This window comes from Seohaeicola sp. 4SK31, from assembly GCF_028802875.1.
GTDB lineage: Bacteria > Pseudomonadota > Alphaproteobacteria > Rhodobacterales > Rhodobacteraceae > Seohaeicola.
The window spans coordinates 1-9,454 of the sequence record NZ_JARAMP010000052.1 but is presented as its reverse complement, the minus strand read 5'-3'; the positions used below and the strand labels follow the sequence as shown (position 1 = coordinate 9,454).

Genomic DNA, 9,454 nt, shown 5'->3' with positions numbered 1-9,454 from the left:
CGGGAAAACCCCCGATCAGGCCTACTTCAACCAGCCGCGCCCCGAGGCGGTAGCGGCATAACCAAGGCGGAAAACCACTTACGAAACGCCTGGAAACTGTTCAGATCAACCGAACCACCTCTTCCTTCAACGATTCAGAGGACCTATCTTTATAAGTCAACCCCAATCATGGCATGATTTCATTGGCTTCATGCTGAGGCGGATTGCCGCCAGATCCCCGCTTTCGGCAACAATGGACATTCCCGCTATCAATGCTTATCGTTGCAGCATGATTGTACGTTTCGTCACCATGCTTGCCATAATCGCGATAACCGTGGTGACGACGGTGGCCTCCGCGCACGCGACACGCATGAGCATGGACACCGGTGCGGATCATGCGATGCATATTGCCGACATGATGCACGCTCCGGTCATCGCAGACCCCGGCTGTGACGCTGGAGGGCACTGTCGATCGACCGATACCGAGATGTGCGAGTTCGTCTGCGCAGGCCTCGCGCCCTTCCTGACGTCGGCAGGCGGGGAAGCCGGGCACGTCCACGGCACCGCCAGTCATGACGTTCCGTCCGAGGCAATCCACGTCAGCCGCGCGCCGGGACTGAACGAACGCCCTCCCAAACCCAGTCTCCTCTGATCGCGCCCGGGCGGACGCCCGCGGCGTTCCATCGGCCTTGATGAACGGGACGGAATGTCCCGAGGAGACGACCATGAACATGCTTTCACGACGCGGCTTTCTTGCCGCAAGTGCTGCCGCCCTTGGGAGGTCACACATGCCCCGCATCGCCTTGGCGCAAGGGGTGGCGCCGCTCAGCCTCGCCGCCGCGACCCGAACACTCGATATCGACGGGCGCGCGGCAAAGGTCTTTGGCCTTGCCGGCCCCGGCGGTCAGGGACTGATCCTCGACCCTGGCCAGAGGTTTCGGGTCGAGCTGACCAACGATCTCGATGTCGGCACCATCATCCACTGGCACGGCCAGATCCCGCCAAATGCGCAGGACGGCGTGCCGGACATGCCGATGCCCCTTCTCAACCCTGGTGAGACCCGATCTTACGACTTCGAGGCGCGGCCGGGCACCCACTGGATGCACAGCCATGTTCCGACGCAGGAGATGCAGCTGCTGGCCGCGCCGCTGATCGTGCGCTCGCAGGAGGATCTGACGGCCGACCGGCAAGAGGTCGTAATGTTCCTACATGATTTCTCCTTCAAGGCCCCCGAGGAGGTTCTGGCGGAGATCAGCAGTGGCCATGGCGGCGGACACGGCGCGGGCCATGGTGCCGGTGCAAAGCCCGGGCAAGGCGCTCCCATGGGAGGCATGGGGGCGATGCAGGGCATGGACCACGGAGCCATGGGCGGCATGGCGATGGGCAACATGCCCGGAATGGGCGGGATGATGGGCATGGGCGGCCAGATGGGCGGCATGGCCATGGACCTGAACGACTATGAATGGGACGCCTATCTCGCCAACGACCGGACCCTGTCGGACCCCGAGGTGGTGCAGATCGAGCGTGGCGGGCGCATCCGGCTTCGGGTCATCAACGCTGCCGCGGCGACCGCGTTCTGGATCGACACCGGCGGTGCGGCGGCGCGACTGGTTGCGGCGGACGGCCACGCCGTCCAGCCTCTCGCGGGCAACCGGTTTGGGCTGGCGATGGGCCAGCGGCTGGACATCGAGATCGACTTGCCGAACGAGGACGGCGCCTGGCCGATCCTCGCCTTGCGAGAAGGTGCGCGGGAGCGCACCGGCCTGGTCCTCGCCACACGGGGCGCCGAGGTGCGGCGTCTTGATGCCATGGCGGAGTCCGAAGCGCCCGCGTTCGACACCGATCTTGCGCAGGAGGCAAGCCTCATTGCGTTGGAAGCCCTGCGGGACCGGCCTGTGGACCGCAGCCATATGCTGATGCTGGGCGGCTCGATGCAGTCTTATTTCTGGACGATCAACGGCGCCGTCTGGGGCCAGCACCAGCCGATCACCGCGCGCAGCGGCGAACGGGTCGTGCTGTCGTTCCACAACATGTCGATGATGGCCCACCCAATGCACCTGCACGGGCATGTTTTCCAGGTCGTTGGCCTGAACGGACAGCGTGTTGCCGGTGCGGTGCGCGACACGGTTCACGTGCCGCCGATGTCGATGGTCGATGTCGCACTGGACGCCGGCGAAGTCGCGCGCTGGATGCTGCATTGTCATCACATGCCGCACCTTGCCTCAGGGATGATGACCGAGTTCGCGGTCACGGCCTCAGTCTGATCCGGGCGGGGCGCCCGGACGAAGCGCCCCGCCCGGCACCAATCCTGTGCTGTCCTGCCCCAGGTCGTCGTGAGGACCGGTCAAAAGGCGCAAACCTACAGATGAATAATAGGAGGACGGGAAAATGAACTGGAACGATATGGGCCATGGAATGGGTTTCGGCATGGGGTTTGGCTGGCTCTTCGGCCTGCTGATACTGGTGCTGGTGGTTTTGGCCATAGCGGCACTGATTAAATATCTTCGAAAATAAGAGAAAGGACTTCTCAATGGCTTACACGATCAATCGCATGATCCCGGACACCGGTATCGACGATGTCGACGCCCGCACACGAAAGGCGCTGGCTGACCACGGCTTCGGTGTCCTGACCGAGATCGACGTCAAGGCGACGATGAAGAAGAAGCTCGATGTCGAAATGTCGGCCTATCGCATCCTCGGCGCCTGCAACCCCAAGATGGCGCATCAGGCCATCGGGATTGAGCCGCGCGTGGGTGCGATGCTGCCCTGCAATGTCATCCTGCGCGAAGTCGAGGACGGGGTTGAGGTCAGCGCCATCGATCCTGTGGCGTCGATGCAGGCGATCGAGAACGCCGAATTGACGGCCGTGGCGGGCGACGTCCGCGAACTTCTGGCGAAGGCCGTCGAGGCGATCTGAGATGAGCCTGCGCGCTGCCATCCTCACAGGCCTTGCGATCCTCGGAATCGGACTGCTCGCTATCTGGGAATTCGCGCCTTCGGTGTTCGCCGAGGCACGCAAACTTCTGGAGGCCGAGCGTCTGGAGATGCTGGTGGCGCGCGCCGGTCTCTGGGGGCCGGTCCTGATCGTCACGTTTATGACCCTTGCGGTCGTTGCCAGCCCGATCCCGAGCGCGCCCATCGCGCTGGCGGCGGGGGCAGCCTACGGACATCTCTGGGGGACAGTCGTGGTCGTGATCGGCGCGGAACTCGGAGCGTTGATTGCCTTCAGTCTTGCACGGATTCTGGGGCATGACGCCCTGCGGCGGGTGTTCGGCGACCGCGTCGATGCCGGGCTGCTCGGCTCGCAGAACGCTCTGACGGCGACGGTCTTTGCCAGCCGCCTTATGCCCTTCGTGTCTTTCGACATGGTCAGCTACGCGGCCGGGTTGAGCCGCCTGCATACTTGGCGGTTCGCCATCGCGACACTGGCAGGGATCATCCCGGCAAGCTTCCTGCTGGCCCATTTCGGCGGTGAGGCGGTCAGCGGAGACCTCGGGCGCGCGACATGGGCGGTCCTCGGAGTCGGGCTTGTGACGGGGTTGCCGCTGCTCTGGGTAGCGCTGCGGCAAAAGCCTGAAAAGGAAAATCCATGACGAAAAGCGAATACGAGAAGAACAGCATTACCCTCCCGGGTGCTGTGGCCATGGGAACCGGCGTGATGCTCGGCGCGGGCATCTTCGCGCTGACTGGACAGATCGCCGAACTCGCCGGACCGCTCTTCCCGCTCTCGTTCGTCGTCGGCGCCATCGTGACCGGGTTCAGCGCCTACACCTACATCAAGATGTCGAACGCATATCCATCAGCGGGCGGCATCGGGATGATCCTGAAGAAGGCCTACGGCCCGACAACGGTCGCGGCGGGTGCTGCACTTCTGATGGCGCTGTCGATGGTGATCAACGAAAGCCTCGTCGCTCGCACCTTCGGCTCCTACACGCTGCGGGCGTTCGGCGGTGATCCGGACAGCGTGCTGGTGCCGATCCTCGGCGTTGGGCTGATCCTCTTTGCGTATTTCGTGAACGTATCGGGAAACCGGTCGGTTGGGCTGTTCTCTCTTGTCATGGCCATTCTCAAGGTGGGCGGCATCGCGCTGTTTGGGGCAGCCGGCCTCTGGGCGAGCGGAATCTCGTTCGAGGCAACGGGTGGAGACATGGGCGCAACCGGTTTCGTGGCGTCGGTTGCGCTGTCGATCCTGGCCTTCAAGGGCTTCACGACCATCACCAACAGCGGCGCAGAGGTCACCGACCCGCACCGCAATGTCGGCCGGGCCATCGTCTGGTCGATAGCCATCTGCGTCGTCGTCTATCTGCTGGTGGCCTTCGCGGTCGGGTCCAGCCTGCCGCTCGACCGCATAGTGGCGGCGAAGGATTACGCGCTGGCCGAAGCTGCCCAGCCGTCCCTCGGTCAAACCGGCTTTAACCTGACGGTGGCGCTGGCACTGGTGGCCACGGCGTCTGGTCTGATCGCCAGCGTGTTCGCGGTGTCGCGGATGCTCGCAATGCTAACCGACATGAAGATGATCCCGCACAGCCATTTCGGGATGCCGGGCACAATTAAGGACCACACACTTGTCTATACGGTCGTGATCGCAGGCTTCTTGACGGTCTTCTTCGACCTCAGCCGCATCGCCTCGCTTGGGGCCTTCTTCTATCTGGTGATGGACATGATCATTCACTTCGGCGTGTTCCGGCATCTGCGCAGGGAGATCGGCGCAAGAGGCTGGGTGTTACTGACGGCTATCGCACTTGATGCCGTGGTGCTGGCCGCCTTCGCCGCAATGAAATGGCAGTCCGACCCTCTCATCGTCGTCCTTGGCGCGATCGGCATGGCGCTGGTATTTCTGTTTGTGCGGATGTTCCTGTCGCGCAATCCGGTCGAGGAAGGCGCTCACGACCATCACTAAAAGCACTTGAGCTTCCGGTCGTTAGAAACCGCAAACTGAAACAACAGATCGAAAGGCTGGCAGACCATGGAGAACGATCACCATCACGCGCCCCCCGACATCCCGGCTGGGACCGAGACGGCAAAGGACCCAGTTTGCGGTATGACTGTCGCCGTCAAGCCTGACGGGCGTCACGGGGAGTTCGACGGCGAGACCTTCCATTTCTGCTCGGAAAAATGCCAGGCGAAGTTCAAAGCTGATCCGTGGTTCTATGCCTCGGGCCGTGCCGCCGGACAGAAGAAGACCGCCCCGGCCAACGTCCAATACACCTGTCCGATGCATCCCGAAATCATCCGCGATGCGCCGGGGGCCTGCCCGATCTGCGGCATGGCGCTGGAGCCGATGGTGCCGTCTGACGAGCCGAGCGAGGAACTGACCGACTTCACGCGTCGGATGTGGATTTCGGCCGCAGCCGCGGTGCCGCTTGTCATCCTGACGATGGGCGAACTGGTGGCCTTGCCGGTGCGCGACTGGATCGGGCATCAGACCGCCAGCTATCTTGAGTTCGTACTGGCGACGCCGATCATCCTCTGGGCCGCCTTGCCGTTCTTTCGGCGCGGCTGGGACTCGGTGGTGAACCGCAGCCCGAACATGTGGACCCTGATCAGCCTCGGCGTGGCGGCTGCCTACCTCTATTCACTGGTTGCAACCTTCCTGCCGGGCGTTTTCCCCGAACAATACCGGATGGGCCACGGTGTCGGCACCTATTTTGAGGCGGCCGTGGTGATCGTCACGTTGGTCTTCGTGGGCCAGGTTCTCGAGCTGCGCGCGAGAGAACGTACCGGGGATGCGATCCGCGCGCTGCTGGACCTCGCCCCCAAGACGGCGCGGCGCATCCTGCCTGATGACAGCGAATATGACGCCCCCCTCGAGAACATCATGGAGGGCGATAGGCTCCGCGTGCGGCCCGGAGATGCGGTCCCGGTAGACGGGCTGGTGATTGAGGGGCGCTCATCACTCGACGAGAGCATGCTGACTGGCGAGTCAATGCCGGTGGAGAAGGGGCCGGGCGATGCCGTGACCGGGGCCACGATCAACAAGAACGGCAGCCTGGTGATTGAGGCTGGCAAGGTTGGCGCGGATACGGTGCTCGCACAGATCGTAGCAATGGTGTCGAACGCGCGCCGGTCCCGCGCGCCGATCCAAGGGCTTGCAGACCGGGTCTCGGCAGTGTTCGTGCCGACAGTGGTCGCTATAGCCATCGTCGCATTTGTGGTTTGGCTGATCTTCGGCCCGGAACCCGCGCTGGTCTTCGCTATCGCTTCGGCCGTGTCGGTGCTGATCATCGCATGCCCTTGCGCACTGGGTCTCGCCACACCGATCTCTATCACCACGGCCGCGGGCCGCGGCGCGCAGGCGGGCGTCCTGATCAAGGACGCCGAGGCGCTGGAGCGCATGGCGGGCGTCGATACGCTGATTGTCGATAAGACTGGCACGCTGACCATGGGCAAGCCGAAACTAACGGACATCCTTGTTCTGGCAGACCTACCGGAGGCCGACTTGTTATCGCTGGCCGCAGCGCTCGAGCGCGGTTCGGAACACCCGCTGGCCGAGGCGATCGTCGAGGGGGCGGAGGCGAAGGGTGCCCCGCGTCAGGAGGCCACTGACTTCGACGCCGTCACTGGCAAGGGCGTACGTGGCACAATCGGCGAACGTGCGGTGGCACTCGGTAACGCCGCGATGATGCGGGAGATGGGACTGGACACGGGGGCGGCAGAAACCAAGGCCGATACCTTACGCGCCGAAGGCAAGACCGCGATGTTCATTGCGGTCGATGGCGTGCTGGCCGGCATCGTGGCGGTGGCCGACCCTATCAAGGACAGCACCGCGCAGGCAATCCGCGAACTACACGCGCAGGGGCTGCGTGTGATCATGGCAACCGGCGACAATGAACGCACGGCGCAAGCTGTTGCAGGTAAACTCGGCATCGACGAGGTCCGCGCGGGCGTCCTGCCCGAGGCCAAGAAGGACCTGATCGACCAGTTGCGCCGCGATGGGCACAAGATCGCGATGGCGGGCGACGGGGTGAACGATGCGCCTGCGCTGGCCGCAGCCGATGTGGGCATTGCCATGGGAACGGGCGCAGACGTGGCTATGGAAAGCGCAGGCATCACCCTGTTGGGCGGCGACCTGATGGGTATCGTGCGAGCGCGTAAGTTGGCCCGCGCCACCCTACGCAACATCAAGCAGAACCTGTTCTTTGCCTTCGCCTACAACGCCCTTGGCGTCCCCATCGCGGCAGGCCTGCTTTACCCCGTCACCGGCCTTCTGCTCTCGCCGATGATTGCCGCAGCGGCCATGAGTCTTTCTTCGGTCTCGGTGATCACCAACGCCCTGCGGCTCAGGCGCGTCGACCTCTGACATGCCAGCACACCTTACCAATCAGAAAGGAAAACCAAATGACCCAAGACACTTTTTCACGCCGCATGCTTCTCACTGGTGGCGCTGCGCTGCTGGCTGCATCGCCCTTGATGGCTTTGACGCAAAGTGCCGAAACGACCATCCACGTAATGAAAGACCCAAAATGCGGCTGCTGCACGGCCTGGATCGAAATCCTCGAAAATGAGGGCTTTACCGTTACGACCGAGCCAAGCGCCGGGACACTTCTCATGCGCTACAAGATGGACAACGGCATCCCGCAAGAGATGGTCTCCTGCCACACCGCCCGGATCGAGAACTATATGATCGAAGGGCACGTCCCCGTTGCCGACATCAGACGGCTGCTGGAGGAAAGTCCTGACGCAGTCGGTCTCGCAGTACCAGGCATGCCGTACGGATCTCCTGGGATGGGGCCGGAAGAGGAGCGCGAAGCCTATGAAGTGTTCCTAATCCGGCGCGACGGATCGACTGAAGTCTTCAGTCGTTACACGGCCGCTTGATCGAATGCGCCAATGAATGACTGCACCGTACGCATAGGCGACATCGCCAGACTGGAATTGTTTCAGCCTTCACGAACGGCCGTTTCAGTGACGCCGCGCCACATCATTTCGCTAACGCCGAACGGCAGAACCGAACCAGTCGTGTTGAATCCGCCCTTGCTGCAATCGCGCAATCCTCGATCATTGCTCGTGGCAGTTTGGGCTCGCAGCGGTCTTGCGACGGCCCGGCGCGCTTGCCCTCGCATCGAACATCCCCTCATAACTCTCGGTCCAGACCGGACACGCATTTTGTGTTCGAAAGCTGCATTGCAGCGTCACCGAACAGCTCATTCTTGCATCGCGCAGCATGTGGAGCGACTAAAGGGTGGTAGTGCAGACAAAGCGACCTTTCGCCCAGGCTGAGCAAACGTCTGCGTGTACAGGGTCTGCTTCGTCTCAGGGTTTAGTTCGAGGAGTGCCGGGGGCGGCATCCCCGTTGGCCTCAATGTCCACGATATATCGCTGCATTTCTGCGATTTCGCTGCGCTGCGCCTCGATGATCGCATCAGCCAGTTCTCGGACACGCGGGTCGGAAATGTTCGCGCGCTCGCTGGTAAGGATTGCGATTGAATGGTGGGGGATCATAGCCTTCATCCATGCGATGTCGCCCACCGTGTCCTGCTACCGGACGAGGTAGAGTCCGGCGGCAAAAGCAATGGCTGCACCTGTAAAGATCGCGATGTTTATTTTCCGGTTAGAATACATGCCCAGCATGAAAGCGAGCATGATAATCGCCATCATCCCACCCATGTATAGCGCCATCCACATCCGGGTCTGGGAGAAAAAGACGTGGTCAAGCGCGTAGGTGTTTAGATACATCAGACCATACATCACGACCGTCGAGGTTCCGATCATTGCGAAGAACCTGCCATAGCCGCTGCCGTTGCTATGCTGATGCATGCCGTGTGACTCCACAGCATGGTTTTGCCGAGATTGCATTGTCTGTTTCCTATATAGATTTCCTTATGTGTATAACCAGATTTCAAGCTCTATGGTTCCCGAGAAGAAACGCTGCTTGATCAAAGCTGCCAGGGAAAAGACCCTTAGTCGTCCACGGCTTGACGGTGGCGTAGACGTCTCCAATCAGGCCGGCCCATTGGGCCTTGAGTCGACCTCGGAGTCAGCTCAGCATCATGAAATACAACGGACCGTCAACGTCGGGTTGTCGATGTGGGAGTGTGTGGTGGATTTGAGGATCAGTCATGCATACACCAAACTTACCAGCCATTCGCGCGCTTTGCCTCGCTTGGAACAAAGGTCGCATCGTCGGCCAGAAGCGACCGCTCAAGCCCAAGCACGTCAGGGCAATCTGGGTTCGGCTTGACCACTCTGGGTGCCGTCGGGTTGAAGCAGAACGAATGCACCTGCGGCCATGGCCGCAAGCGCAATCCCGAATATAAACGTTTCTTCCTGTTTCCTTCATGCCTTGGGCGCGCATCTGACCGTTCAGCGGGTCAGATGCGGCCATGTCGGGTCATGCGCTTATTTCAGCGCAGTGACCTTCAGCTTGCCTTCGACGCGGTCGGCGGTGAATTCGATCTCGTCACCCTCGGCCATTTGGGCGATCACATCGGCATCGGCGCGGAACACCATCGTCATGGCGGGCATGTCGAGGTTG

Annotated in this window: 11 protein-coding genes and 1 pseudogene; 9 read left to right on the top strand and 3 right to left on the bottom strand. The window is 62.0% G+C overall.

Annotated elements, in window-relative coordinates; genetic code table 11:
• The first annotated feature begins 232 nt into the window (after window positions 1–232).
• The 8 genes from PVW27_RS20915 to PVW27_RS20880 all read left to right on the top strand — a co-directional run bounded on the left by PVW27_RS20915 (window position 233) and on the right by PVW27_RS20880 (window position 7,797).
• A complete protein-coding gene (locus tag PVW27_RS20915) occupies window positions 233–631 on the top strand; it encodes a hypothetical protein (RefSeq protein ID WP_274561048.1) in 399 nt (132 codons plus the stop codon).
• 73 nt (window positions 632–704) lie between these two features.
• Window positions 705–2,243, top strand: a complete 1,539-nt coding sequence (locus tag PVW27_RS20910) for a multicopper oxidase family protein (protein ID WP_274561047.1) — start codon at window positions 705–707, stop codon at window positions 2,241–2,243.
• Window positions 2,244–2,367: 124 nt separating this feature from the next.
• A complete protein-coding gene (locus PVW27_RS20905) occupies window positions 2,368–2,493 on the top strand; it encodes a hypothetical protein (protein ID WP_274561045.1) in 126 nt (41 codons plus the stop codon).
• A 16-nt stretch (window positions 2,494–2,509) separates the two neighbouring features.
• A complete protein-coding gene (locus PVW27_RS20900) occupies window positions 2,510–2,896 on the top strand; it encodes a DUF302 domain-containing protein (RefSeq protein ID WP_274561044.1) in 387 nt (128 codons plus the stop codon).
• 1 nt (window position 2,897) lies between these two features.
• Window positions 2,898–3,572, top strand: a complete 675-nt coding sequence (locus PVW27_RS20895; protein ID WP_274561042.1) for a TVP38/TMEM64 family protein — start codon at window positions 2,898–2,900, stop codon at window positions 3,570–3,572.
• Entirely contained in the window at window positions 3,569–4,879 is a 1,311-nt protein-coding gene (locus PVW27_RS20890) for an APC family permease (protein ID WP_274561040.1), read from the top strand. Before PVW27_RS20895 ends, PVW27_RS20890 begins: the two co-directional genes overlap by 4 nt.
• 66 nt (window positions 4,880–4,945) lie before the next feature.
• A complete protein-coding gene (locus PVW27_RS20885) occupies window positions 4,946–7,279 on the top strand; it encodes a heavy metal translocating P-type ATPase (protein ID WP_274561038.1) in 2,334 nt (777 codons plus the stop codon).
• 38 nt (window positions 7,280–7,317) lie between these two features.
• A complete protein-coding gene (locus PVW27_RS20880) occupies window positions 7,318–7,797 on the top strand; it encodes a DUF411 domain-containing protein (RefSeq protein WP_274561036.1) in 480 nt (159 codons plus the stop codon).
• Window positions 7,798–8,232: 435 nt separating this feature from the next.
• On the opposite strand, the gene PVW27_RS21585 is transcribed toward PVW27_RS20880, so the two are convergent.
• Both PVW27_RS21585 and PVW27_RS21580 read right to left on the bottom strand, forming a co-directional pair.
• Window positions 8,233–8,448, bottom strand: coding sequence for a DUF305 domain-containing protein (locus PVW27_RS21585; RefSeq protein ID WP_338019975.1), 216 nt, complete (start codon window positions 8,446–8,448; stop codon window positions 8,233–8,235).
• 9 nt (window positions 8,449–8,457) lie between these two features.
• Complete coding sequence (locus PVW27_RS21580; RefSeq protein ID WP_338019974.1) at window positions 8,458–8,775, bottom strand: hypothetical protein; 318 nt, start codon at window positions 8,773–8,775, stop codon at window positions 8,458–8,460.
• 263 nt (window positions 8,776–9,038) lie between these two features.
• On the opposite strand from PVW27_RS21580, the pseudogene PVW27_RS20870 reads away from it, so the two are divergent.
• A pseudogene (locus tag PVW27_RS20870) lies at window positions 9,039–9,161 on the top strand (integrase); the annotation flags it as partial.
• A 157-nt stretch (window positions 9,162–9,318) separates the two neighbouring features.
• On the opposite strand, the gene PVW27_RS20865 reads toward PVW27_RS20870, so the two are convergent.
• Window positions 9,319–9,454 (bottom strand): copper-binding protein (locus PVW27_RS20865; protein ID WP_274559545.1); only part of this gene is annotated, 136 nt, incomplete at its 5' end.

Coding starts and splice junctions, on each gene's coding strand:
- PVW27_RS20915 (WP_274561048.1), top strand. CDS start 233: ATGGACATTCCCGCTATCAATGCTTATCGTTGCAGCATGATTGTACGT.
- PVW27_RS20910 (WP_274561047.1), top strand. CDS start 705: ATGAACATGCTTTCACGACGCGGCTTTCTTGCCGCAAGTGCTGCCGCC.
- PVW27_RS20905 (WP_274561045.1), top strand. CDS start 2,368: ATGAACTGGAACGATATGGGCCATGGAATGGGTTTCGGCATGGGGTTT.
- PVW27_RS20900 (WP_274561044.1), top strand. CDS start 2,510: ATGGCTTACACGATCAATCGCATGATCCCGGACACCGGTATCGACGAT.
- PVW27_RS20895 (WP_274561042.1), top strand. CDS start 2,898: ATGAGCCTGCGCGCTGCCATCCTCACAGGCCTTGCGATCCTCGGAATC.
- PVW27_RS20890 (WP_274561040.1), top strand. CDS start 3,569: ATGACGAAAAGCGAATACGAGAAGAACAGCATTACCCTCCCGGGTGCT.
- PVW27_RS20885 (WP_274561038.1), top strand. CDS start 4,946: ATGGAGAACGATCACCATCACGCGCCCCCCGACATCCCGGCTGGGACC.
- PVW27_RS20880 (WP_274561036.1), top strand. CDS start 7,318: ATGACCCAAGACACTTTTTCACGCCGCATGCTTCTCACTGGTGGCGCT.
- PVW27_RS21580 (WP_338019974.1), bottom strand. CDS start 8,775: ATGCAATCTCGGCAAAACCATGCTGTGGAGTCACACGGCATGCATCAG.